The sequence below is a fragment of the Ruminococcus sp. HUN007 genome (genome assembly GCF_000712055.1).
GTDB lineage: Bacteria > Bacillota > Clostridia > Oscillospirales > Ruminococcaceae > HUN007.
Genome location: NZ_JOOA01000002.1, coordinates 3,126,622 through 3,152,750 on the forward strand (window position 1 = coordinate 3,126,622; position 26,129 = coordinate 3,152,750).

At 43.3% G+C, this 26,129-nt stretch carries 24 protein-coding genes; 19 read left to right on the top strand and 5 right to left on the bottom strand.

Annotated features, from left to right (window positions below; all coding sequences use genetic code 11):
• Nucleotides 1–127: 127 nt before the first annotated feature.
• On the bottom strand, nucleotides 128–1,906 hold the full coding sequence (locus CC97_RS17680; protein ID WP_081850192.1) for a GGDEF domain-containing protein: 1,779 nt from the start codon (nucleotides 1,904–1,906) through the stop codon (nucleotides 128–130).
• The gene (locus CC97_RS20670; RefSeq protein WP_044976696.1) at nucleotides 1,833–2,066 is read right to left on the bottom strand and encodes a hypothetical protein; all 234 of its coding nucleotides are present in this window, start codon (nucleotides 2,064–2,066) and stop codon (nucleotides 1,833–1,835) included. The genes CC97_RS17680 and CC97_RS20670 overlap by 74 nt, the downstream gene beginning before the upstream one ends.
• Nucleotides 2,067–2,445: 379 nt before the next feature.
• Between CC97_RS20670 and CC97_RS17690 the strand changes: the two genes are divergently transcribed.
• The 17 genes from CC97_RS17690 (at nucleotide 2,446) to CC97_RS17765 (ending at nucleotide 19,059) form a co-directional block, all read left to right on the top strand.
• Nucleotides 2,446–2,829 carry a hypothetical protein gene (locus tag CC97_RS17690; protein ID WP_044976697.1) on the top strand — a complete coding sequence of 128 codons (384 nt, stop codon included), beginning with the start codon at nucleotides 2,446–2,448 and terminating at the stop codon, nucleotides 2,827–2,829.
• 3 nt (nucleotides 2,830–2,832) lie between these two features.
• Entirely contained in the window at nucleotides 2,833–3,579 is a 747-nt protein-coding gene (locus CC97_RS17695; RefSeq protein WP_044976698.1) for a FoF1 ATP synthase subunit a, read from the top strand.
• Between the two features lie 159 nt (nucleotides 3,580–3,738).
• The gene (gene atpE, locus CC97_RS17700; RefSeq protein ID WP_044976699.1) at nucleotides 3,739–3,993 is read left to right on the top strand and encodes an ATP synthase F0 subunit C; all 255 of its coding nucleotides are present in this window, start codon (nucleotides 3,739–3,741) and stop codon (nucleotides 3,991–3,993) included.
• Between the two features lie 49 nt (nucleotides 3,994–4,042).
• Entirely contained in the window at nucleotides 4,043–4,558 is a 516-nt protein-coding gene (locus tag CC97_RS17705) for a F0F1 ATP synthase subunit B (protein WP_044976700.1), read from the top strand.
• The gene (gene atpH, locus CC97_RS17710) at nucleotides 4,543–5,079 is read left to right on the top strand and encodes an ATP synthase F1 subunit delta (RefSeq protein ID WP_044976701.1); all 537 of its coding nucleotides are present in this window, start codon (nucleotides 4,543–4,545) and stop codon (nucleotides 5,077–5,079) included. Before CC97_RS17705 ends, atpH begins: the two co-directional genes overlap by 16 nt.
• Before the next feature lie 32 nt (nucleotides 5,080–5,111).
• Nucleotides 5,112–6,629: a F0F1 ATP synthase subunit alpha gene (gene atpA, locus CC97_RS17715; RefSeq protein ID WP_044976702.1), complete on the top strand. Its 1,518-nt coding sequence runs from the start codon at nucleotides 5,112–5,114 to the stop codon at nucleotides 6,627–6,629.
• A 30-nt stretch (nucleotides 6,630–6,659) separates the two neighbouring features.
• Nucleotides 6,660–7,526 (top strand): ATP synthase F1 subunit gamma, encoded by an 867-nt coding sequence (gene atpG / locus CC97_RS17720; RefSeq protein ID WP_044976703.1) that lies wholly within the window; start codon nucleotides 6,660–6,662, stop codon nucleotides 7,524–7,526.
• Between the two features lie 30 nt (nucleotides 7,527–7,556).
• Nucleotides 7,557–8,957 (top strand): F0F1 ATP synthase subunit beta, encoded by a 1,401-nt coding sequence (gene atpD / locus CC97_RS17725; protein WP_044976704.1) that lies wholly within the window; start codon nucleotides 7,557–7,559, stop codon nucleotides 8,955–8,957.
• Entirely contained in the window at nucleotides 8,957–9,364 is a 408-nt protein-coding gene (gene atpC, locus CC97_RS17730; protein WP_044976705.1) for an ATP synthase F1 subunit epsilon, read from the top strand. The genes atpD and atpC overlap by 1 nt, the downstream gene beginning before the upstream one ends.
• A 452-nt stretch (nucleotides 9,365–9,816) precedes the next feature.
• Nucleotides 9,817–12,069 (top strand): formate C-acetyltransferase, encoded by a 2,253-nt coding sequence (gene pflB / locus CC97_RS17735; protein WP_044976706.1) that lies wholly within the window; start codon nucleotides 9,817–9,819, stop codon nucleotides 12,067–12,069.
• Nucleotides 12,070–12,329: 260 nt separating this feature from the next.
• A complete protein-coding gene (locus tag CC97_RS17740) occupies nucleotides 12,330–13,553 on the top strand; it encodes a hypothetical protein (RefSeq protein ID WP_156036960.1) in 1,224 nt (407 codons plus the stop codon).
• 202 nt (nucleotides 13,554–13,755) lie between these two features.
• Nucleotides 13,756–14,193, top strand: coding sequence for a DUF4869 domain-containing protein (locus CC97_RS17745; RefSeq protein WP_044976708.1), 438 nt, complete (start codon nucleotides 13,756–13,758; stop codon nucleotides 14,191–14,193).
• A gap of 8 nt (nucleotides 14,194–14,201) precedes the next feature.
• Complete coding sequence (locus tag CC97_RS19250) at nucleotides 14,202–14,675, top strand: ABC transporter ATP-binding protein (protein WP_049963019.1); 474 nt, start codon at nucleotides 14,202–14,204, stop codon at nucleotides 14,673–14,675.
• A 37-nt stretch (nucleotides 14,676–14,712) separates the two neighbouring features.
• Nucleotides 14,713–15,159, top strand: coding sequence for a hypothetical protein (locus CC97_RS19255; RefSeq protein ID WP_049963020.1), 447 nt, complete (start codon nucleotides 14,713–14,715; stop codon nucleotides 15,157–15,159).
• 180 nt (nucleotides 15,160–15,339) lie between these two features.
• Nucleotides 15,340–16,920: a hypothetical protein gene (locus CC97_RS17755; RefSeq protein ID WP_044976709.1), complete on the top strand. Its 1,581-nt coding sequence runs from the start codon at nucleotides 15,340–15,342 to the stop codon at nucleotides 16,918–16,920.
• Between the two features lie 149 nt (nucleotides 16,921–17,069).
• A complete protein-coding gene (locus tag CC97_RS17760) occupies nucleotides 17,070–17,471 on the top strand; it encodes a hypothetical protein (protein ID WP_044976710.1) in 402 nt (133 codons plus the stop codon).
• A gap of 160 nt (nucleotides 17,472–17,631) precedes the next feature.
• The gene (locus CC97_RS17765) at nucleotides 17,632–19,059 is read left to right on the top strand and encodes an RNA-binding domain-containing protein (protein WP_044976711.1); all 1,428 of its coding nucleotides are present in this window, start codon (nucleotides 17,632–17,634) and stop codon (nucleotides 19,057–19,059) included.
• Nucleotides 19,060–19,185: 126 nt separating this feature from the next.
• Here the strand turns inward: CC97_RS17765 and CC97_RS17770 are convergent, their stop codons facing one another.
• The 3 genes from CC97_RS17770 to CC97_RS17780 form a co-directional block, all read right to left on the bottom strand.
• A complete protein-coding gene (locus CC97_RS17770) occupies nucleotides 19,186–20,427 on the bottom strand; it encodes an MATE family Na+-driven efflux transporter (protein ID WP_044976712.1) in 1,242 nt (413 codons plus the stop codon).
• A gap of 218 nt (nucleotides 20,428–20,645) precedes the next feature.
• Nucleotides 20,646–22,943 carry a PEP/pyruvate-binding domain-containing protein gene (locus tag CC97_RS17775; protein WP_044976713.1) on the bottom strand — a complete coding sequence of 766 codons (2,298 nt, stop codon included), beginning with the start codon at nucleotides 22,941–22,943 and terminating at the stop codon, nucleotides 20,646–20,648.
• A 1-nt stretch (nucleotide 22,944) separates the two neighbouring features.
• Entirely contained in the window at nucleotides 22,945–23,520 is a 576-nt protein-coding gene (locus CC97_RS17780) for a TetR/AcrR family transcriptional regulator (protein ID WP_044976714.1), read from the bottom strand.
• A gap of 323 nt (nucleotides 23,521–23,843) precedes the next feature.
• On the opposite strand from CC97_RS17780, the gene CC97_RS17785 reads away from it, so the two are divergent.
• Together CC97_RS17785 and CC97_RS17790 are read left to right on the top strand one after the other, a co-directional pair.
• Nucleotides 23,844–24,383 carry a hypothetical protein gene (locus CC97_RS17785; protein WP_044976715.1) on the top strand — a complete coding sequence of 180 codons (540 nt, stop codon included), beginning with the start codon at nucleotides 23,844–23,846 and terminating at the stop codon, nucleotides 24,381–24,383.
• 33 nt (nucleotides 24,384–24,416) lie between these two features.
• Nucleotides 24,417–26,024, top strand: a complete 1,608-nt coding sequence (locus CC97_RS17790) for a hypothetical protein (protein WP_044976716.1) — start codon at nucleotides 24,417–24,419, stop codon at nucleotides 26,022–26,024.
• Nucleotides 26,025–26,129: the final 105 nt, after the last annotated feature.

Genomic DNA, 26,129 nt, shown 5'->3' on the forward strand with positions numbered 1-26,129 from the left:
ACAGCAAACGAAAAATTTTTCTTTTACTGTATTCATAATAAATGCCGACAGTCAGAAGGTTTTCCCTTGCTAAACATGTCGGCATAACAATACCGTTTAGGGTTATAAAAAAATTATATAACTTTTTTTAAAGTTTGTCAATTACATCTTCATACCAGTTGACCTGATCCTTGCCGTGATTCTTTGAATAGTACAGGGCCTTGTCGGCACGTTCTATACATTTTTCCGGAGTGTCACCGTCGTTTATCACAGTAACGCCGACACTGACGGTAATATGTCTTTCCGTAAAATCAAAGTCAGTTTCTTTCAGCTTCCGGCATACCTTTTCGATTATATGTTTCTGTATCTGAGGATCTTCGCCGTAAAGGAAGATAAAGAATTCCTCGCCGCCGAATCGTCCGGCAAATCCGTTTACACGGGATATCTCTTTCAGGATCTCACCGAGACGTCTCAGTACAACGTCACCGTTGTCGTGGCCGTAGGTGTCGTTTATGCTTTTGAAGTTGTCAATATCCATCATGACGATCTGCAGCGTATCGTTCGGACGGTGTCCCTTTATCTTGTTTTCGGCCATCTCAAGAAAATACGCTCTTGAAAATACACCGGTAAGATGATCGTGCTCGACTTTCTGTTTGTATTTCGTAGTTTCCTGTTTGCTTTTTCTTATCTCCTGATGTGCGTCTTCGATCTCGTTCTGTTTTCTGCGGAGTGTGCGTCTGTGTCGGAAAGCGATGAGAGCTGCCGCTGTCAGTGCTATGAAAGCCAGAATGATCACTTTTGAAATGTTATGACTGAAGAATTCAGAAAAGGTAAATGTATTTTCACGGTGCAGATTGTTCTTTACCGCACTGTCGATCTCACTCTGATCAACAGAAGCAAGTGCTGTCTCAAGTATACGACAGACCACGTAGTTTTCCTTTTTGGCTGCAAAGCAGAAGTCAATAGCCGTTTCCAGCTCGGTTATGTCAAGATCACTTAAGTCGTTGCCGTCACTGAGCCAGTAGTTCAGAACGTTTTCCTCGACAATGAACGAGTCAGCGGCGCCTTTGCGGACGGCTCTGATACATTCATCGAAGTTGCTGAAGTGGATGATCTCGGTATCAGGATAGTTATCATTTATATAGAGTGCCTCTACCGGACTTGTTGCCATGACAGCAGTCTTTTTGTGTTCGGTTACGCCCTTTGCCGTTATGAGTTCCATTCTGTCCGTCAGTACAGCACCCGTGGATACTGTGTTTTCACGTTCGAGTCTCCACAGATCACGGTAAGCCGGAAACATGGCATCTATTTTTCCGTTTTCCAGTGCGTCGTAAAGGTCGGTGTATGTGGTGTATTTTACAGCAGAAATGCTTTTTCCGGAAACCTTTGCGAGGCTGTTGAAAAGATCAGCCATGATCCCGTCAGCTTCATTTCTTTTTTCGGTCTTGTCGCTGTACGGCATGTAGTTGTCCAGATATCCGATCAGAATTGTTGAATGGCTTCCCAGCCATTTCTTTTCAGGCGCGGAATAACCGGTCGATCTGCGCCTGCCCATATATTTGCTTGTCAGCGTTTCACAAAGAGCCGGTTCCTTTTCGTTTATCTGCTTCTGTGCTTCCAGCAGAGCACTGAAAAGTTCAGGTTTGTCAGCCGATACTGCTATAAAGTAGTTGTCGTTGTCACAGCCGGGAAGATCGGCCACGCTGCTGTTTTCCGTTCCCAGTCTGTAAGGCGTGAGCCGGATCTTGTCAGCGCCGCTTCCTGGATCGAATGATCCGGAAATACCTGCTAAAATATCAACTTCTCCTTTTTTCAGGGCTGCGAGCATTTCGCTAAAGCTTCCGTACTTATACTCATAGTTCCAGCCCGTGTAGCTGGACAGTATCTGGTAGTACTCGTATGCATATCCGCTTTTTTTTTTCTTCATCTGAAGATCCGGACTGGAATTCCGGGACTTCAGTGTAGTAGCCTATGGTAACTGTTGCGGCTGCATCTGCTTTTTCCGGCGGTGTACCGAAAGGCATGAGACATGATGCAGACAGGCAGAGAACAGCGGAAAGAAGAGCATTCCTTCTTGTTTTTTTCATTCTAACCCCTCCGTTGGCAGCGCTGTTTAATAAGCACTGTTCATTTTTATATCATAAATGCAGTGACTTCCGATCCGGCCCCCGGATCAGTTCTTTTTTTTACTGCCGCGATATTAAACATGTGATGCTTTAAGTGTTTAATATAAACAGTAAAAAGTGAACGTGAAGTGATTTTTTCATAATAGCTTACCCGTATTGTACCACAAATACAGACTTTGTTCAAGAGTAAGCTTAAAATTCAGGTGCTGATTTAGCGTGAGTTACGGGGTGAATGATGAATTTTTTATATATTTTTAGAAAAAGAGCTGATTCAGGTCTTTATATTTTTAAGCAGTTGTGCTATAATAAACATATGCTTTTAGGAAGGGAATAGTAAAAATTGGTAAACAAGGAATTGCTGAAAGAAATCAGGTCCGCTGTCATATTCTCATTATGTCTTGATATCATACTCGTGGCTGTGGCATCTGCATTTGTACCGTTCACCGGTGCACTTACAGGAGCGCTTTTCGGTACTCTGCTGCTTGCATGTGATCTGTTCTTCATTTCACTTACAGTACACAGCGTTGTACGCGGAGCGGTCAGAGGAAAAAACGGTACCGCCGTAATGATATCGCAGTATATCCTGAGACTTTTGTTCCTGGGAGCAGGTCTGTTCGCAGCAGCTGAGATCCCGTTTATGAATTTCATATGCGCTGCAGTACCGCTTCTTTATCCGAAAATTATTTTTCCGCTGAAAGCTATATTCGAAAAAAAGGAGGGATAAGTATTGGGTTTCAGATTAGGTGCAGAAGAAGTAGTTGTAAACGGTCCTAAGGTCGCTTTTAAGATCTTCGGACTGAATGTTACTGAGACAGTGATACTCAGCTGGGTCGTCATGGCAGTCATAATCGGTCTTGTACTCTTTATGACACACAACATGTCCAAGGACCATCCGAGCAAAAAACAGATCGTTGCTGAGTGGATCGTCGAAACAGTAAACGGCATGGTAAGGGATGCAATGGGGGCGAAGAACCTTGTCTATGCGCCGTATATGGCTACGATTTTTTCGTTTTCGATCTTCGGAAGTCTTATCAGTGTACTCGGTCTCAGACCGGTGACCGGTGACTTCAGCGTTACACTCACATGGGCACTCATGACATTTTTCATGATCCAGTACGCTAAGATCAAAAACGACGGGGTTCTCGGCTATATCGTCGGGTTTTCGAAGCCGATCGCACTTCTTACACCTATCAACATTATCAGTGAACTCGCTACTCCGGTATCAATGAGTATCCGTCACTTCGGTAATGTTGCGAGTGGTATCGTAATCACTCAGCTTCTTTACTTCGCGCTCACATCACTTTCGCGCGGACTCGGTATGGAAGTGTTCCCGGTATTCACTATCGGTATACCGGCTGTTCTGTCAGTATATTTCGACCTGTTCACAGGATTTATGCAGGCGTTCATCTTCACAATGCTTACTATGGCTAACGTAGGTGCTGCATATCCGGAAGAAGAACAGACAGCAGGATGACGGAATGATGTACTGTGTAGGCCGCAGAAATACAGTGCATCCACAGGAAATAAACGAAAAACGTTTATAGCTGCTGATGTATGCATAAAGCATCCGGCATCAGCGGAAAATTTAAATTGATAAAAATTATATCAGCTCTGCGGAGAAACGGAGTTTATTATGGAAAAGGCAATTGTTTTAGCAGCTTCAGCAATCGGTGCAGGTCTTGCAGCTATCGCAGGTATAGGTCCTGGTATCGGTGAAGGTTACGCAGTAGGTAAGGCCTGTGAGGCTATCGGCCGTCAGCCTGAATCATCAGGCGCAGTTACAAGAACAATGTTCATCGGATGTGCCGTAGCCGAATCAACAGGTATCTACGGTCTCGTTATTGCACTTATCCTTCTCTTTGCAAATCCGTTCATCGGAAAGCTCTGATAATAACCGTACACTATCAGAAATAATCAAATGAAAGGGTGTTGACCAAATGGAATTTTTATCATTCCTGTCGATAGACTATGGTACCATCATACTCGTACTCATTAACACCTTGATCCTTTTCCTGGTTATTAAGCATTTCCTGTTCGGAAGAGTAAACAAGATCATTGAGGAACGTCAGGCAGACGTTTCAAAAACATATGCCGAGGCAGACAAGTCCATGGCACATGCAAAGGAGATGGAAACAAACTATAACCAGCTTCTTTCAGCTGCAAAGGATGAATCAGCTGAGATCGTAAAGAACGCTACCAAGAAAGCACAGGACCGTTCAGACGAGATCATCAGCAATGCCAAGGCAGAGGCAAGCGGTCTTATGACACGTGCTAATGAAGATATCGAACGTGAAAGACAGCGTGCAATGAGCGAGATGAAGAACGAGATCTCCGGTATCGCAATGATGATGGCCGAGAAGATCATTAAAAAGGAAATTAACCAGAAAGATCATGAAGCATTGATCAATGATTTTATTGAAAATGTGGGTGATGAAGCATGGCAGCAGAAGTAGCAAAGCTTTATGCAGATGCGCTTTATGAATTATTCACTGAAGCCGGAAGTGACGATAAGATACATGACCAGCTCAATGAATTTGCGGATGTGTTCAGGGCAAATCCTGAACTGACAAAGCTTCTTGCCGCGCCGCTGCTTACAAGCGAGGAAAAAATCTCCGTTGTTTCAAAGATCTTTGACGACAACGGTCTGGTCTATGATTTTCTCTGCCTCCTCTGTGAAAAGGGAAGAGCGGCATATTTCACCGAGATCACTGAAGAATTCAACAGAAAGTACAACGAGTTCAAGAATATCGTTGACGTGACTGTTACCACGAGCATTCCGCTTACTGAAGAGCTTCGCGGAAAGCTTACGGACAAGCTTGAGAAAAAACTCGGCAAAACAGTGATCCTCAGAGAAAAAACAGATGAGTCAATTATTGACGGTATCATCATAGACTATAATAACAAGCGAATCGACAACAGTGTCCGCTTCGGACTCGAAACTCTGCGCCACCGTGCTGCAGATGCGGATATCTGATAATACTATTAAAAAAGAAGAAGGTGTATTGATTGAATTTACGCCCTGATGAAATTACCGGCATCATAAAGGAACAGATTAAAAACTACAGGAACAAGATCGAACTTACGGATGTAGGTACTGTAGTTACTGTCGGTGACGGTATTGCAAATATTCACGGACTTGACAACTGTATGTCAAACGAGCTCCTTGAATTTGAAGGCGATGTCTACGGCATGGCGCTCAACCTCGAAAGAGATTTCGTAGGTGCGGTTATGCTCGGCTCCGACGCCGGAGTCAAGGAAGGTTCCACAGTAAAGAGAACAGGTAAGATCGTATCAGTACCTGTTGGTGACGATATGCTGGGAAGAGTAGTAAATGCTCTCGGACAGCCGATCGACGGCAAGGGCGCCATTCTCACAAAGGAGACTGCCCCTATCGAAAGGATCGCTCCTGGTATCATCACAAGAAAATCCGTTCACAAACCGCTTCAGACCGGTATCAAGGCTATCGACTCCATGATCCCGATCGGCCGCGGCCAGCGTGAACTTATCATCGGTGACAGACAGACAGGTAAAACAACAATTGCTCTTGACACGATCATCAACCAGAAGGGCAAGGATGTTATCTGTATCTACGTAGCTATCGGACAGAAGAGATCAACAGTGGCAAACGTTGTTGAAACTCTTACCAAAGCAGGCGCAATGGAATATACCATTGTAGTTGCAGCTTCAGCTTCTGAACTTGCACCGCTTCAGTACATAGCACCGTACTCAGGTGTTACAATGGGCGAGTACTTCATGAACAAGGGAAAAGACGTTCTCTGTGTCTACGACGATCTTTCAAAGCACGCCGTGGCTTACCGTGCACTGTCACTTCTCCTTAAGCGTCCGCCTGGACGTGAAGCTTATCCTGGTGACGTATTCTATCTGCATTCAAGACTTCTTGAACGTGCGTGCAGTCTCAACGAGGAATACGGCGGAGGCTCCATTACGGCACTTCCGATCATCGAAACACAGGCAGGCGACGTATCAGCCTACATTCCTACAAACGTTATCTCCATCACAGACGGACAGATATTCCTTGAAACTGACCTCTTCAACTCTGGTGTAAGGCCGGCCGTAAACCCTGGTATTTCAGTATCACGAGTTGGTTCTGCAGCCCAGATCAAGGCTATGAAGAAGGTTTCATCCTCACTTAAGCTCCTCTACTCACAGTTTAAGGAACTCCAGTCCTTCTCACAGTTCGGTTCTGATCTTGACAAGGATACAAAAGACCGTCTTGAAAAGGGTGAACGTATCGTTGAGGTGCTCAAGCAGGGAAAGAATTCACCTGTTACAGTCGAACATCAGGTCATCATCATCTATGCGGTCGTAAATGACTTCCTTAAGTCTGTACCGGTTGATCTCATTTCTGATTTTGAAACCAGCCTTTTTAAGTTCGTTGATGAATCACATCCTGATATAACAAAATCCATCAGGGAAACAAAGGATCTTACAAAGGAAAATGAGACAGAACTCAAGGACGTTCTGAAGACCTTTATAGAAAAATACATGGCTGACAAGAAGTGATCAGCTGTATTTACCGGGGGTGACTGACAGATGGCTTCGGCTAATATGAAAGACATCAAGCGCAGGATCAAGAGTGTCAAAAGCACCATGCAGATAACCAAAGCCATGGAACTTGTTGCTTCATCCAAGCTGAGAAAAGCAAGAGATAAAGCAGAAAGCGCCAGGACATTCTTTAATGCGCTGTATGATACCATGTGGGAGATCACAGCTGAAAATTCCACATTTGAGTCTATCTATTTTACAGGCCGCGAAGAAAAAACAGTCCTGTTCGTAGTAATTGCCGGAGACAGAGGTCTTGCAGGCGGATACAATTCGAACGTTCTGAAACTCGCACAGAAGAGGATAGACGAGGCAAAGAAAAGCTGTGAAACAGTAATTATCCCTATAGGCAGGAAAGCTGTAGAATACTTTACCAAAAGAGGATACAGAGTTGTTGCAAGATATGAAAATATAGCGGAAAATATCCGTATGAACTCTGCCAAGGAGATCGCCTCGAAGATAATGGCGGCCTTCAAGAACGGCAATGCGGACAGGGTAGAGGTCATTTATACAGATTACGTTTCACCTCTGTTACAGGAGGCGAGATTCAAGAGTGTTATTCCGCTCGAAAAACCAGCGGAAGAAGCAAAGAAGTCAAATGTTCAGACATCTTACGAACCATCACCTGAGCAGCTGTTTGACATAATCATGCCGCAGTATATCGCAGGTGTTATATACGGTTCAGTATCTGATGCATTTGCTTCCGAGCAGGCCGCACGAAGAATAGCGATGGAGAATGCAACTGACAACGCTACAGAGATGATCGATGATCTCTCGCTTCTCTATAACAGAGCACGTCAGGCAACCATCACGCAGGAGATCACCGAGATAGTCAGCGGTGCAAGTTCCCAGGAATAACATAACCTTTTGAAAGGAAATACGAATACTATGCAGAATACAGGAAAAATAGTTCAGATCATTGGTGCCGTTGTCGACATCAGTTTTCCGAAGAACAGTCTGCCTAGGCTTCTCAATGCCATTGAGATCGACAACCATGGCACGAAACTTACTGTTGAAGTTGCCCAGCATATCGGCGATGACGTAGTAAGATGTATTGCTATGAGTACGACTGACGGTCTTGTAAGAGGCATGGAAGCAATAGATACCGGAAGCCCGATAAAAGTACCGGTAGGCCGTGAGACACTCGGCCGTATCTTCAATCTTCTCGGAGAACCGGTAGATGAAAAGGAAGCTCCGCAGACTGAGGAAAGATGGCCTATACACCGTGAAGCTCCAAGCTACGAGGAACAGACTGCAGCTTCAGAAGTTCTTGAGACAGGTATCAAGGTAATCGACCTTATCGCACCTTATCTCAAGGGCGGTAAGATAGGACTTTTCGGCGGCGCCGGTGTAGGAAAGACAGTTCTTATTCAGGAACTTATAAACAACGTTGCTAACCAGCACGGCGGTATTTCAGTATTCACCGGTGTTGGTGAGAGAACACGTGAAGGTAATGACCTTTACAACGAAATGAAGGAAAGCGGCGTTCTCGACAAGACCGTTCTCGTGTACGGCCAGATGAACGAACCGCCGGGAGCAAGAATGCGAGTAGGCCTTTCAGGTCTTACTATGGCTGAATACTTCAGAGATGTTGAAGGCCAGGACGTTCTTCTCTTTATAGATAACATTTTCCGATTCACACAGGCTGGTTCCGAGGTTTCAGCTCTTCTCGGACGTATGCCTTCAGCCGTTGGCTATCAGCCGACACTGGCTACTGAAATGGGTGCCCTTCAGGAGAGAATCACATCTACAAACAAGGGTTCCATCACATCAGTTCAGGCTGTATACGTTCCTGCCGATGACCTTACTGACCCGGCTCCGGCTACAACTTTTGCGCATCTTGATGCCACAACGGTTCTTTCAAGACAGATCGCGTCACTCGGTATTTATCCTGCCGTTGACCCTCTTGAAAGTACATCAAGAATCCTCGCGCCTGAAATAGTAGGCGAGGAGCACTATCAGGTAGCAAGAAGCGTTCAGAGTATTCTTCAGCGTTACCGTGAACTTCAGGATATCATCGCTATCATGGGTATGGATGAACTCTCCGACGAGGACAAGCTCATCGTAAACCGTGCAAGAAAGATCCAGCGTTTCCTGTCACAGCCGTTCAACGTTGCTGAACAGTTCACAGGTATGAAGGGCGTTTACGTTCCGATCAGGGAAACTATCAGAGGATTTAAGGAGATCATCGAAGGACTTCATGATGACCTTCCGGAATCAGCATTCCTGTTTGTCGGAACCATTGACGAGGCTATAGAAAAGGCTAAGGCTTCAAAGGGTGATGAATAATGGCTTCATTCAGACTCCAGATAATTACCCCGGACAGGATTTTCTACGATGATGAGGCGGAACGCCTTATCGTCAGAACCACTGACGGCGAAATGGGTGTTCTTGCAAGGCATGAAAACTTTGTGGGTGCTCTCCCTTCAGGCCCGGTCAGGATAATGAAGGACGGCAAATATCGTGTTGCTGCGCTTTCGTCAGGTGTGCTCAAGGTGTCGGCGGAAAAGACCACTATAATTGCCGAGGCAGTCGAGTGGGCGGATGAGATCGATATCGAATGGGCAAACAGATCGGCCGAGGAAGCACGTGAGAAAATAGCGAAGAAGGAAAGCGAAAAAGAGATGCTCTATGCAGAGCTCAAACTCAAAAGAGCCCTCAACCGTATCAATGTACATTCGGGTAATATCAGATAAAATAAACATAAAGCGCGTGTCAGTTTTCCTGACATGCGCTCATTTGTTTATAAACGCAAATAAGATCGATGCAGGAGCAAGCTATTAGTGCAGTATGCCGATTGACTATAAAATGTATGTGTGTTAAAATGGATAAAGACAATAAAGAGTCCGGTGAGCAAAATCGTCGTTTTGTATGAACGAAAGTGACACATCCGGTAAATACAGGATCATGTCCGGTATCTGAAAATGAAGCAGATATCTTATGTACGGAAAATAAAGTTTCCTGCATGAAGAACTGCGGAACTTCGGGTATCGGTAAAATTTGTTTCTGACAGTTTTACCTATATTCATTCAGGACAGTGACGGATTGTTCGGCTTCTTTTAAACAAGAAGGGGCCGGGTTTTGAATTGGCTGAAGACAATGTATTAAGACATTAAGTCTTAAGCGAATTTACAGGAGGTTATATAACATGGTAGAATTTTCACAGTGGAGTGGCTTCAAGGGTAACAAGTGGAAGCAGGAAATCAACGTTCGTGACTTTATCCAGAAGAACTACACACCATATGACGGTGACGAATCATTCCTCGAAGGCACTACAGAAGCTACAGACAAGCTCTGGGGAAGACTTCAGGAACTCTACAAGGAACAGAGAGCAAAGGGCGGCGTTCTTGACTGCGAAACAGAGATTGTTTCAAGCCTTACAGCTTATGGTCCTGGATATATAGACGAATCACTCAAGGATCTCGAAAAGATCGTAGGTCTCCAGACTGACAAGCCTCTTAAGAGAGCATTCATGCCTTACGGCGGTATCAAGATGGCTCAGCAGGCTGCTGAAAGCTATGGCTACAAGGTAAATGAAAAGTACGATCAGATTTTTAACGAATATCACAAGACACACAACCAGGGTGTATTTGATGCTTACACACCTGAAATCCGTGCTGCACGTAAGAGCCACGTTATCACAGGTCTTCCGGATACATACGGCCGTGGACGTATCGTAGGCGACTACAGAAGAGTTGCTCTTTACGGTATCGACTTTCTCATTCAGGAAAAGGAAAACGACAAGGCTAACACAGGCGACGGAACAATGACAGATGACGTTATCCGTCTCAGAGAAGAACTTGCTGATCAGATCAAGGCTCTCCAGGGCATGAAGAAGATGGCTGAAATCTACGGATACGACATCTCACAGCCTGCTAAGAACGCCAAGGAAGCTGTTCAGTGGCTCTACTTCGGTTACCTCGCAGCTATCAAGACACAGAATGGTGCAGCTATGTCAGTAGGCCGTGTATCAACATTCCTCGACATCTACATCCAGCGTGACCTCGAAGCAGGCACAATCACAGAAAAGGAAGCTCAGGAACTTATCGACCACATGACAATGAAGTTCAGAATGGTTAAGTTCGCAAGAATTCCTTCATACAACGAACTCTTCTCAGGTGACCCGGTTTGGGCTACACTCGAAGTTGGCGGTATCGGCGTTGACGGTCGTCACATGGTAACAAAGAACGACTTCCGTTTCCTCCACACACTCGAAAACATGGGACCTTCACCAGAACCGAACCTCACAGTTCTCTATTCTAAGAACCTCCCTGAAACATTCAAGAAGTACGCTTCACACATCTCAATCACAACATCTTCTATCCAGTACGAAAACGATGATGTTATGAAGCCGGTTTGGGGCGACGACTACTCAATCTGCTGTTGCGTATCAGCTACACAGACAGGTAAGGAAATGCAGTTCTTCGGCGCAAGAGCTAACCTCGCTAAGTGCCTCCTTTACGCTATCAACGGCGGTGTTGATGAAAAGTCATTCGCACAGGTAGGCCCTCAGTACCAGCCAATCACTTCTGAATACCTCGACTACGATGAAGTTATGAAGAAGTACCTCGTAATGATGGACTGGCTCGCTGGACTCTATGTAAATACACTCAACCTCATCCAGTACATGCACGACAAGTACTACTATGAAGCAGCTGAAATGGCTCTTATCGATACAGACGTAAGAAGAACATTTGCAACAGGTATCGCAGGCTTCTCACACGTAATCGACTCACTCTCAGCTATCAAGTATGCTAAGGTTAAGACAATCCGTAACGAAGACGGCATCGTTGTTGACTTCGACATCGAAGGCGACTTCCCTAAGTACGGTAACGATGATGACAGAGCTGACCAGATCGGTGTTGACCTCCTCAAGACATTCATCACAATGATCAAGAAGAGACACACATACAGAAATTCTGAACCAACAACATCTATCCTTACAATCACTTCAAACGTTGTTTACGGTAAGGCTACAGGTGCTCTTCCTGACGGACGTAAGGCAGGCGAGCCATTCGCTCCTGGTGCATCACCAAGCTACGGTGCAGAACAGAACGGTCTCCTTTCATCACTCAACTCAGTTGCTAAGATCCCTTATGAATGGGCTCTCGACGGTATTTCAAATACACAGACAATCAACCCTGACGCTCTCGGTCACGATGAAGCTGAAAGAGTTAAGAACCTCGTTAATACACTCGACGGTTACTTCGCACAGGGTGCTCACCACCTCAACGTAAACGTATTTGGTACTGAAAAGCTCCTCGACGCTATGGAACATCCGGAGAAGGAAGAATATGCAAACTTCACAATCCGTGTATCAGGCTACGCTGTAAGATTTATCGACCTTACAAAGGAACAGCAGCTTGACGTTATCAAGAGAACTTGCCACAAGTCATTATAATCTGATAACCAAAGTCGAACATAATTATAAAACGGCCCGCAGATCAAAAGGTCTGCGGGCCGTTTTGCGTCTATTGTACGCCGTCAGCGCACATTTTTTGCATAAACAGCAGAAATTAATTGACAGAAAACAGACGATATGTTATAATTCATAAGGTTTATCCCGCTGTGGTCAAAAAAAGCACCGGAGTGTAAATATTAAGCTATTAATAGCAGGAGGAAAGATTTATGATTTTTAAGCGAACAGCAGCGGGGATTATATTGGCTGGATTAATGTTAGGTATGACAGGATGCGGAAGCACTGGGAACGATGGTGCGACTGAAAATACTGACGAAACTTCATTAATTGAAAAAACTGATGGTGGTGAGGAATCTGCATCTGAAGCAGAAAGCGGATCTGAAGAAGCAGAAAGCGCTGACTACAAGACTTATGATGTAAAATCAGAATGGTCAGAAGTTGAGCCTCATGAAGGATATGTACAGATTGATGACGTTCTCTATCCGGGATCAGAGATCTCTGCAGATGAGTTTATAAAACTTGTAGATTCTTCTGAGGTAGACTACGAGTATGATTATGATTCTTCAAAAACTCTTGAGCCTGATGCTTCTGAGAGCATAATCGTTAATCGTAACGGTCAGAAATGGTTCAGCGCTGAATTCGAGAACCAAACTGATGAAAAAATAACGCTTGGAGAAGCAACGCAGGTAAAGATTACACCAGCAGCTGAAGGTGCAATGAAATACAGTCGTTTTATTGACGGTACATCATATGATGACTTTGTTCGGATGAATCATGATGAATGTGTGGATTATTTTAAAAATCTTGAAGAGAAATTTCCTTGCTCCGGTTTTATTTTCAGTGATAATAATTCAGATCTTCAGGTTTCAGTGATTGGCGTAAGTAAACTGGAAAACAGTTCAGCAGGAAATTATGATATAACTTCTCAGCGCGTATGTGCATCTTTTTCTTATAATAGCGAAACAAAGAAATGCAGTAGTTTTTATGGCGTTTCTCCTTTACAAAGACTGGAAACAAAAGTACTCCCGACTGAACAGATGACAGATAATATTAACGAGTGGGGTCAGGAAGAACCGGAAGGTAAGAAGTATACCATTCAGTATTCAGAAATCAGGTGCAGCGATCTGCCGCCTGAGGGACAGGAAAAAGCTGAAGAAATAATAAAAGCTGCTATCAGCGAAAATGTATCTGATGCTGCTTCAATGGAAAAAGTAAATGATTATTTTATGGCTGTTCCGTATAAAGGCGGCAAAAAGGGCTTATACTTAGCAATTAAAGGCGGAGTTATGTATGAGCTTACCATGAATGACGGCAGTAAAAAGTACATTGGCTACCAGTGGTATCCTGATTCTCCGGTAAACAAAAACGCTGGTTACTACACTCAGGTGTTCGGTAGTATAAAAGAAGTATTTGATTATGAACGTCAGGATACAATGAGTGCCGGATTCTATATTTTTGAAGATTGATCGATCTGAAAAAACAGATATACAGTAATTCCAGTTTTCATAATGGGAAACTGATTTTTCAAATAAAAGGTACAGCCGCCTCACCGAGGCGGCTGTGCTACTGATAGTGCGCCGGTTCGGCGCACATTTTTTTGTAATTGCTAAGCCTCACATTTTGTGATATACTTATTTATATCTAAGTAATAAATCGGAGGCGGGGAAAATGCTGAATATTATTTTCGGAGACTGTCCGGATGCAATATACAATACAAGCGTGTATTTCAATAATACTTATGAGGATGAATGGCTGACAGATGAATTTGCCAGAAAGGTGATAAAAGCTATAGATAAATCTGAAGTTGTTAATTCCCGTGCAGTAAGCAGTCCAGTTCTCGGTATAATTCCAACCGAAAAAATCGCGGGGGGAACAAAAACTCTGCTTCTGATCAAAAATAAACCGGATATGATCTTCAACGCATCAACCTGTGGTGATAACTGTGCAAGATATATACTTGAAATAGCTGAAAGCACAGATATAACTATAAATTTAAGGCATGTAATGGATTTTAAGAGAAAAAAGTTTAAGGCTCATATCCTTAATAATGATGTTTATGTGGATAATTACAGGGATTACCTGCTTAATGCAGTTAAATTTGTGTGAGGCCGGTTATGACAGGAAAATACAGTATAATTGTTCGTAACAATAAAATTCAGTTTACAATTGAAATAGAAAGAAATATCACGATCATTCAGGGAGAAAGCGGAAGCGGTAAAACTACACTGGTAGATCTTATTGCAGTGTATTCAAGATACGGTAAAAGCAGCGGCGTAACAGTTAATTCAAAGGTAAATGTTGCAGTCTGTAACACTGACATGTGGGATGCATTTATCGATAAAACTCACAACAGTATTATTTTTATTGACGAAGGTAATGATTTTGTACAGAGTGCGGAATTTGCAAAAGCAGTAAAAGCATCAGATTGTTATTTCGTTATCGTTACCAGAGAAAATCTTGATCAGCTTCCTTACAGTGTGAAGAGTATTCTGAAGCTCAGAAAGACAGCAAGCCGGTCTAAAATTACATTTAACAGAACATATCCTGTTTATGAGAATCTGAAAAAAAACTGCGTTTTCAGAACGTAGTCTGATCCTTACTGAAGATAAAGGATCAGGAAATGAGATGTTTACAAAGATTGCTGCCGATTATAACTGCAAATGTATTTCGGCTGATGGAAAATCGAATATCAAAGCAGTGATGTCTGAACATCTGGATGATCATATGATCATTGTAGCAGATGGATCAGCTTTCGGGGCAGATATGGCGGATGTTTATAAACTGGTTTGTCAGAATGAAGAAAAGTTATTTCTTTATCTTCCGGAAAGCTTTGAATGGCTTATCCTTTCTTCTGATATTGTTCGTATAAACGGACTGGAAGAAATACTGAATGCTCCGTGGGAATACATTGACAGCAGTGAGTACATAAGCTGGGAACGATATTTCACTTCGCTTCTTGAAACATCAACAAAAGGTACACCGCTGCAGTACAGCAAGTCCAGACTTGCAAATGCGTATCTCAGCGATGAAAATGTAAGAAAGATAGTCGATACGATTACTAATTACGAGTAAAAATGGTACAGCCACCTCATCGAGGTGGCTGTGCTGTTTATAGTGCGCCGACGGCGCACATTTTTTTGTTGACCGGCATCGGTGTTTGTGCTATACTTTTTCTATAATGAAGTGCTGGAATGCATATGAAGGCATTCAAAAGCATGATATAGGTGTATGTGAAAGGAAGGGGAGCTAAATATGCGTCGAATGATATCTTTTCTTATGGCGGGAATGATCGGATGCAGCTTACTTCATCAGGGAGGGTCAGTGATCTCAGCAGTTTCTGATATGGAAACGGGAAATCGTGAAACTGCTAAGTCAGATATTATTGATCTGGTGTTGATGTTTCAGAAATGGTTTCTCGGGTATGATGATGTCAATGTTGATGACATGGATGCTGTTGATTTCAACGGAGATGTCAAAGTTAATATTGCGGATCTATGCTATATGAAAAGTCTGCTCGTCGAAGATAACGGACAGTCAGACTCAAAGCAGGTAAATCCGCCTGTCAAAGCACTTGATCCGGATCTTCCGTCTGTCGGAACGGACAATATTCCTGTGTTTGCGGTAAACTTTCCTGACTGTGAGTTTGAGTATGATGATATAACCGAAAAACTTCAGAAAACAGTTTTCTCACCTGAGGATAAAGATGATCCGTTATATCCGCTGGAAAGCGTGACGGCATATTACGACAGAGCATCATACGGAAGGCTGAAGCTTGAAGGTAATGTGTTCGAATACACGGCTGAACAGCCAATCGGTTCGTATTTAAAGAGCAGTGCCCGCTCGCTTGTAAGTGAGATAATGACCGCCTTTGACGATACACTGAATTATAATGATTACGATGCAGACGGAGATAAAAAACTGGATACTATGGTGCTCATTTTCCCTGATGCTGCTATAGAACTGGACGATAATCATGATAAATTTCCGGACTGGTGGCCGTATTCCACAACTGTTATCAGCAAAGAGAAATACGACGATGTAGCAGCAGGTACATTCTGCGTTATCGCATATGATGACGAAGATCAGGGTGAATTCAATACAAGAATAGCACATGAACTTGGTCATGCGATGGGACTTGAGGATTATTATCAGGCTGCTGATAATCTAATGACTGACAATGAGGGTCTGCCGGGGCCGGCAGGTATTGAGCTGATGGACGAAGGTACAGGTGACCTTTCAGCCTGTTCGAAGCTTCTGCTGGGCTGGCTTGATGAAGATGAAATTCAGATATATAACGGCGGTACGAAAGAGTTTACACTTACATCGATGCAGTATTCTCCGTCATGTATTATTATTCCTAAAGATCCTTCTGACCTGTATCTCAGTGAATATTTTATTATTGAATACATCACCAAGGAAGGGAATAATTCTGTCTGCGGAGGAAATGGCATACGAATTCTTCATGTGAATACCGATGTTTCGTATGAGGATAAGATGTTCACCTACAGTAGATACGGAAAGCATTACGATACCAGTAATGAGAAGCAAAGAATTTTAAGGCTTGTTAATGATTTCGGAATATTTTATCCCGGCACACCAGGACGGAGCTTCATTAATCAGATAGACGGACAAATCGAAGGTTTTCACTGGTATAATAAATACGGAAATATGACTCTTGATACAGGTCTTACAATAACGTTCAGCGAACTTAAGTGCGGACCGGAGTTTGAGTGGGGACTTGTGGATATGAGTTCATCAGGGACTTATTACAATCTTCCGGAGTATATCAGAGGAAGTTCATATACAATTACGATCACAGATGCCGCAGAGTAATTTCGGCATAAAAAGGTACAGCCACCTCATCGGGTGGCTGTGCTGCTTATAGTGTGCCGACGGCACACATTTTTTGTGTTGACCGGTACAGTTGTTTGTGTTATACTTTTTTATATGAAATGTATGATGAAAGGACTGGAAAAGCACTAATGGAAATTGTAAAATATCCGTCTGTGGAAGCAGTAACAGAAGCAATGAAAAATGATGAGCCAATGCTGGTTCTTATATCTTTTGATGGAGAAAAGGCTATAATGAGTCAGATAGATGAAGCAGTTGAACATCATGTACTTCTGATGAAATGCGGTTATAAAGATACTGATATAGATAAATTTTTCCGTATAGTACTTGATAAAAGCGGAGCTGACTGGACTTTTGTTTGTCCTCCTGACTATAAGAACATTCCGTTTAAAGACAAGCGGATAGAAGCATTTTATAAAGATGGTTTCAATGTTATTTCCGGTTTTCTGAATGATATAGGGTATCTTGTAGGTTTAAATATTCCTAAACGATACAGAAGACATATGGATGTAATGAAGAACGATACATACTAAAGGTACAGCCGCCTCATCGAGGCGGCTGTACTACTGATAGTGCGCCGATTCGGCGCACACATATATTACATGCAACTTGACATTGATTGGAAAAATGAATATAATTAATTAAGTATATGGCTATTGATATTTTGAGATAATATGGTGAGGAGTTGATTGAATGAGCGAGGTTTTTGATATTGTCAATAGATGTATTTCTTATGGCGATGAAGCAGAATGGTTTGAATTTAAAGAAAATATGAATAAGCCTGATGATATAGGAGAGTATATCGCTGCATTATCAAATGCTGCAGTTATGGCACATGAGCCTTTCGGATATCTGATTTGGGGTGTTCATAATACAACACATGAGTTTACAGATACGAAATTTAACTATAACAAGGACATAAACAATGAGCCTTTCCAACATTATCTGAGCCGGAATCTGACTCCTGCAATTTATTTCAGATTCTGTGAAGAAGAAATCGATGAAAAACGTGTTGTTGTGCTCATTATTCCGGCTGCAAGAATCGTTCCTACTGAATATAAGGAAGTTCGCTATATTAGAATTGGATCAAGTAAAGAGAACATAAAGAAACATCCTGATCGTGAAGCAGCTCTTTTCAGTTACCTGAACTATGGTCCGCCAACTTTATTGAATATTGAGTCAAGATATACTGATCTTACATTTGAACAGTTATTTCTTTACTATGATATGAAAGGCATCAAGTTAAGAGAAGAAACCTTCAAAAAGAATCTTGAACTCCTGACGCCTTCCGGCAAATATAATATGCTGGCACAGCTTCTTTCTGATACTCCTCATATACCGATAAGATTTTCTTTGTTTAACGGGAAGGATAAAAGTTCGACCATGTATGCTGTTAGAGATTTCGGTAATATGTGCTTGTTGTTGGCACTTGAAAAGGTTATCGATTATGGTGATACGATAAATGTTCCGCAGGCAGATGAGAGAGACAGGAAAGTCGAAAGAAAAGAAGTTCGTTTGTTTAATCAAAATGCGTTTATGGAAGCAGTGATCAATTCCTTTCAGCATAATTTGTGGACAAGTGGTTCAGCTCCTAAATTTCATGCATATAAGGATAGAATAGAGATCACTTCGCTCGGAACTCTACCGCCAAACCAGACAAAAGACGGATTTTTCGCTGGAATCTCTGTTCCGGTCAATGACAAGCTTTCTGAAATATTTCTTCAGCTGCATATTAGTGAGATGTCTGGGCGAGGCGTACCGAGAATTGTGGATATCTACGGGAAAGAAGCTTTTGACTTCAGAGATAACGCTATAGTAGTATCAATTCCTTTTGATCGTCTTGATTTGGGTAGTGATGACCAAGATAATGTCTTGGTCAATGTCCAAGATGATGTCCAAGACAGTGTCCAAGATGAGTTTGACAGTGATCAGATAGAGCAGAAAATTATTACGTATTGTACAGTAGCAAGAAGCACACAGGAAATAACTGATGTTTTGAAAATTAAGGGGCGTAAAACAGTATCCCGATATATCCGTAAACTATTAGATAAAGGTAAGCTTGCAATGACAGTGCCTGAAAAGCCTAATAGCAGGTATCAGAAGTATATATCAATAAAATAATTGATAATCATTTTTTTTTGAGAATTAATTTGTGTATCCTCACCCAATATAAAAAGGTACAGCCGCCTCGCCGAGGCGGCTGTACTACTGATAGTGCGTCGATTCGGCGCACATTTTTATCCGGACTCAGAATTCGGATTTCTTTATAAAGTGCCTGTAAGCCAAATATGATACAATTGAGTCGAATGCATTTCCGAAACCGAACATGAGAGCTATGCCTGTAAGAGTCGGAGTCCATATACCGCAGAGATACAGAACGAAAAATGAGCCGTAATAAACTGAATTTGTTATTACTGACTCGAAGAGCATATAATCAGTTCTTCCTCTGCCGTAAAAAGTAGCATCAAAAACATTCTGGAAAGCATACAGCACATAGAAAAAGAAAAGTACCATAACAAGTTCAAAAAGCTTATCTACGTCACTGTATCCAAGAACGTGAATCATGAAAGGTTTGTATAATGGGATAAGGATGATCCATAGTATGCATGTAATAACGGTAATTGCAAAATATCCGGGAGTGTTTTCTTTTACTGCTTTTTCATTTTTGGCAGTTTCCTGCTTGATAAGTTCACCAAGCTGTATTACAGGCAGGAGCATCCAGCCCCAGATGAAGTTGTTTGCTACCCAGTAGGTGCCCTGTTCTCCGACCATATTTACCATTCGTGATACCATCAGCATGTATGCGATGTTTCTTACGAATGATTCAAGACCTGAAATGCCACCGACCTTAATGAAATTTTTCATCCATTTAAATGAGCATTTCTTTTGGATGAAAATATTGTATCCGTATTTGTGAATCATAAATGCTGAAACTAAAAACAGTATCATATTTGAAATAATATTTGATATTCCTATTCCGTTTACTCCGCAGTTCAGTGAAAAAGGAAGTGAAGAAACGAGTAATGAATCGAGTATGAGACTCAGCAGAAGTTTGACAGCAGTGATGATATAAACGGAACGTTCTTTACCTATTGTAATCAGTGCAACACAGATAAAACTGTAGAGTATTCCGAATATATTTGCAATACATTCAATTCTAATATAGTTCGCTGATTCCTCTAAAATATCAGGTGAAACTGCCATGAAGTTAAGCAGAGGATGGATAAATGCAATTACTATCGCTGAACAGACAGCATAAATACCTGCCGACAGTATCAGACCGCTTCGAAGCCGCCCGGAGTATTCTTCTTTATCGGTAACGGCTTGTCCCATAAAATAGTAAAGAGGAAGAATAATAGCTTCATTTATTACTTCATAAATCAGGTTTACCCATGAAAGCTGTCCGGCGATAGAATATGACCATTCACCGGGAAGCTGCCCCAGAAAATACGTTCGTAAAGTAGTATAGAGCGTCGGACACAGCCCCATTATCAGTAAAAGCCAGGAATAATTTAAGATTGATAGATTTTAATGAATTTACCACTTTAGTATGCATGATTTTTTTTCCTCCAATAATCCGTGATTTATATTTCTATTATGCATCAAAAGCGGAACAAATGCAAGAGAATCAAGGCTCATAAAAAAGGTACAGCCGCCTCACCGGGGCGGCTGTACTACTGATAGTGCGCCGTTTCGACGCACATTTTTTATACTACAAATACTTTTCCAAGTGTACCGTCCACGCGGATTTTGTCGCCGGTGCGGATCTGTGCGGATGCGCTCTGGCAGCTTACTACTGCGGGGATGCCGAGTTCTCGGGCTACTATCACTGCGTGTGAGAGGGGAGCGCCGACGTCGGTTACGAGGGCGGATATTTTGGGGAAGACGCGTACCCAGCCGATGTTGGCTGCCGGGACGACGAGAATTTCGCCCTGTTCGATAGATGCGGCATCATCAATGTTTTTTAATACCCTTGCAGTTCCTTCGATCTGACCGGCTGATCCGGCAACGCCGCTTATTACGTTGTCACCGCTTTGAGCAGTTGTTTCGCCAAAGCGGTAGTATCCGCCCGGACTGCCGGATGCCTGCCATTCTTCGACGGTGAAACGTCCGCAGATCATGCTCGGAAAGTTTGGTAATTTCATCTGCTTTTCGTAGTTTCTGCGTCTTACAGGGATCTTTTTGATGCAGCTTTCATCGCCGGCGAGGAGTTTCTTGATTTCATTGGTATAAAGCATGAAAATATCATCGCCGAGTCCGGTAAGCGTCCCTGCACGCAGCAGATATTCACGTATTATGCAGAATATTCTGAGGGCGTCGCTTCGGATAATCTCTCTTCCGGCAACGGCGTCGGAGTATTTTTTCAGCATTTTATCAAGTTTCCCGCTGTATGAAGGATATTTTGCCTTAAACTCATTTACCGCTTCTTCACGGCGCTTTTCCTGTGCAGCTTTCATTGCATAGGCATCAATGCCGGAGGCTTTGTATTCCTCAATAACATTATCGGGAAAGTTTGCGTTCTCGTAAGGGAACGGCATTGAAAGTTCCATTTCATCAGCGTCGCGGTGACCGTATTTGACCGTGTATTCCTCTCGGGTCATTTTACCGGAAATAATGTCGGCAATACCGAGGAGAGGTCCGAGACTTTCTATGTTTCCGTTTCCGGAACAGTCGGACATAAGTCTGTCGGCAAGTTCGGTTCCGCATATTTTTTCAAGCCTGTCCCTTGTGCCGAAGAGCGACTTGACATCCAGACCTGTTGTAATGGCCGAAAGGACGCCGGTCATGAACGGCTCGCAGTCGTTGTTCCAGATGTTCAGAAGCTCACTTCTGCTTTCTGCTTTTCGTATTTTTCCGATAAGATCAAAGCTTAATTCAGTGAAGCGGCCTTTGATCTTCTTCGGATGATATTTCTGATCTTTCTTTTTAAAGCTGTTCTTTATGATATTTCCGACCGACTTAAGAACGATGTTTCTGTCGAAAGGATAGACCGGAACTTCCGTATCCGGAATACCGCCGGCCAGCTCTTTTATCATGCCGAAGGCCTTTTCCTTTTTTACGCCGAAAGACATCAGCATTGAGCAGATACCGCTTATATTCAGATAAAGCTGACCGCATACGTTTGATATGAGCGGAATTCCGAGAACATCGGAGATCATGTCGACCATGCCGGATGTGACCGGGGATACCGGACGCAGGAATATTTCACCGACGTTTGTTTTTGAAAGCAGAAGCTCGCCGCAGAGTGAATCGTTGATGTCAAAATCTTCGTGGCTGTTTCGGAAAAGCGTTGTTACCGGCCTTGACTGGAGCAGATAAACGTGTCCGCCTGATACTGCCCATTCAATATCTTTCGGGATGCCGTCTGCTGCAAGCTTTTTCGCATACTTATACAGCTTTTTGGCGTAGGGTGCCATTTCACCGCTTCCGTCGAATGAATAATTAACGGCGTCGATCACGAATTCTCCGTCCATGCCTTCGCCGGAAACCAGTTTTTCACCGGCTCCTTTCACAAAGCTTCCGGTCATTTTTCCTCTGCTGCCGCTTATCGGATCGGCGGTAAAGAGAACTCCGGCAAGATCTGCTTTGATATACTGCTGGATAACTACGGCAGTTCCGCCGGTAACTGTATTTCGTTCCTTTGCGTATACAGCAACACGTTCGTTTTCAGCAGATGCCGCAACTTTCAGGACGGCTTTTTCTATGTCTTCCTTCCGGACGTCGAGTATGGTATCATAAGCCCCGGCAAATGAATTTTCGTTTCCGTCCTCACCGATTGCAGATGACCTTACTGCCCAGGTGTGAGATGCAGGCAGTTTATTTACAAGATCTTTAAGTTCAGCGGCAGCAGCTGATTTTAAACTGCCGTTTTCAAATGCATCTGCAGTTATAACGTATCCGTGCGGTACAGGCAGTCCCATGCGGAGCATTTCTCCGAGAGATGCGGCCTTGCCGCCGGTTTTGTTTCCTTTGTTATCTGCGTTTTTCAAATCAAAAATATACATATCAGTCACCCAGCATCCTGTTTACATTATCATAAACATATTTTCTTAGCTCATCGTCATTTTTCAGATCGATACCGCATATTTCCTTTATTTCCCTGTGACGGAGCACAGCGAGTTCGTGAAGACCCGACAGCTCAAAGGCTATGAGCTGACACTCGCCGTCGGTCTTTCTGCCTCCGAAGTGCATTTTTATAAATTCGGCGGAGGAGCGCTTGTCGCCTATCTTTCGGTTTATAAGAATGTGTTTGGTAAGTGCGGAACAGTAATTGAAATATTCGAGCATGAGCTTCATCGAGTGGAAGTGTATCTCCGCCAGCATTTCCTTAGGGGGAAGTCCGCTTTTAAAGACGCCGGCAAATGTCGGATCAAGCTCCAGTGCTTTCTGCTGCAGCATTGTGAACACTTCAAACAGAAGCTCTTCACGCGAACCAAAACAGTAGTTTATCATAGCAAGATTGACTCCGGCTTCCTTTGTTATTGCACGGGAAGTCACTTCGTTCGGATCATCACACTGTCCCATCAGCTTTTCCGCCGCTTCAATAAGAGCAGCTCTTGTTTTTTCAAGATCCCGTTTCATAGTTCCTCCGTTGATGTGTTGTTTCAAAGTGAACGGAAATAATTGATTTGCGTTCACTGAAAATAATTAAACGCGTTTAATAATGATATTTTACATCCATAATTCAGTTTTGTCAAGAGCTTTGAAATAAAAAAAGCATCAGTCCGGTATGAATTTAAAAAACTTAAGAAAATATTGATTAAACCGGAAATCCGGCGAAGCCGGATTTCCGGAGGCAGGACTGTCAGCGAGTGTAAAAAATCCGGTCGTAATTGACTTAAACCCTGTATTTATGCTATACTTAAAAATAGATAAAACCGTACGGAAATCAGGGAGGATAAGTTTTGGGGGAGCAGAATAAAGACAGGACAGTTCTTAAAACTGTTATGAAAATTCTGATAGTACTGGCGATCATTATAGCTGCAGGACTGCTTTCGGTTCATATCTGGTTCCGTTTTTTCAGAAAACCTGTGCCGGTTCAGCCTGCGGAGGATGTGATCAGGAATCACGTTGTCACAGATGCTTCATTTGACCGGTCGGTACTTGAAAATGCAGATACGGAAAACACGGAGAGCTTTGACGTAAAGATGAACAGGGACTGGACTTTCAGTGAAGGAAGTCTTCCGTCGGCAGATGCGTATGTGGAAAATCCGGTTTCCAATGTGAATGATGTGTATTTTGACATTATTCTGAACGGAACGGAGCAGGTGATCTATACTTCGCCTGTGATCCCGGTCGGAGGTCATCTTGAAAATATAGCTCTTGAAAAGGACCTTGCGGCAGGAAAGTACAGTACGGTACTTAAATATCATATGCTTGGAAAAGACGGGAAAAAAGTTATAGGTGAACTGCAGATGGCTCTTAATATAAGTGTACTGAGCTGATCTGTTCGGGATATACCCGGGGGATGATTAGGGATGAAAGAATTTAACCGTATGGCCGTGATACTTCTTGTCCTTATACTGACCATTGCTGATCTTACACTGGCGGTACTTAAGGATTTTGAAGAAAGCGGCATAAAAAACGAAAAACAGTTTCGTGTGGCAGTCGAATCTCCGGCGGATGCTGAAAACTGGATCGTTACAGACGATAAAACCAGTGAAGCGGACGATAACGATGACGCAGCTGTTACGGAGGCTGATCCTGATGAAGTGAAGGAAGAGGTCACACGTTCTGAAATAATACCGCTTGCTGATGTAAATGATGAGTCGCTTGCACAGAGCATGATAACTGTAAACGGCAGACTTGAAGGCCTTGTGGATAAGAAGGTTTTTGAAGTCAGCCTGCCTGTGGACAGTACGGACATTGAATACATTGCCGATCCGCAGGGCCTTATCTGCAGGACGGGATTTGCAGGCTACGAGGACTCGTGGTTTGATCCTGCTGCAAATGTTTATTTTAACAGAGGCAGAATAGCTGATAAAACCGGCGAAAGCAGAGAGAGCTACACGGGAACCAGTGTTCCTTTCAGGGTGGTGAACAAGAGCTCGTGTGCTGTTTCTGTAGTGGCGCGTATGTTTACTTCATATCCTGACGGCAGGGGAGTACGTGTTCCTCTGACATCGGATAAAGACTGGGAATCATCGAAGGATCCGGGCATCTGGCTTGCTGCGGTCCGCGGAGATGATATGTCGGAAACTGTTCTGGACCGGCGTGAAAAGATCATAACAGCATCTGTTGCCGGCTGCCCCGGAGCATACTGCTGCAGATATGACGGCCCGGGAACTTATCATATCGAGCTTATGACAGATGAGGAACTTGCGGCATTCAGGGCAGATCCGAAAAACAGTAACGTAAATACTGAATTCAGGGATTTTTCAATAACGCTTAAAGGCGAATGCAGCAGAAACGCTGACTGGGATCCTGATGCCGATTACATTTTTCCGTCAGTCTCGGTAATATGGAACGTCGGTCTTGCTGAATCGGCAAAGCCTGCAGTTACACAGAAAACCGTTTCGGTCGCAGGAGAAGATCCGGTGGAGATAGGCTACAGTTTCGGCATACTTGACGGAGCGGCGGATGCCATAACCACCGCTTATTATGTTACTCCTGAAGGAGAGGAGAGAGATCTTCGCTGGAACGGATATTATCTGATTTTTTCCGACCAGAGCCAGACTGTAACACTTACACCTGAGTTTCTGGAGTATGCCAGAGAACGAAACGGCGGCGTGCTCAGACTCCGTTTCAACGATCCGGCAGATACAGTGGCTGAGATCACTCTTGATACGGACAGAACACCGGGAGTCAGCGTTTCCGAATACGTGATCACCCCGGGTGAAACCAGACAGATAACCATAGAATACGATACGGGTACAGGTGAAAAGGCTGCTTCCGGAATAGCGTCCATGACATTCGGAAAGACCGATCTTTTAACATCTTCCTGTTCATCTGTTAAAAACGGCATCATAACTATAAATGCGAGTGCTGTCAGAATGATAGGTGAGAAAAAAGGCGGAAAAGTCGTAATAACCTTTGATGACGCTGCACGTACCAGATGCACGGTAAAGATAAAAACAGACAGGTAACACTCCGCCGGGATAACTGACAGAAATATATCATAAAATAAAAGACCAGCATATCATCACGCGTATGATATGCTGGCCTTTTTATAAATAGAGATCAGTTCATTA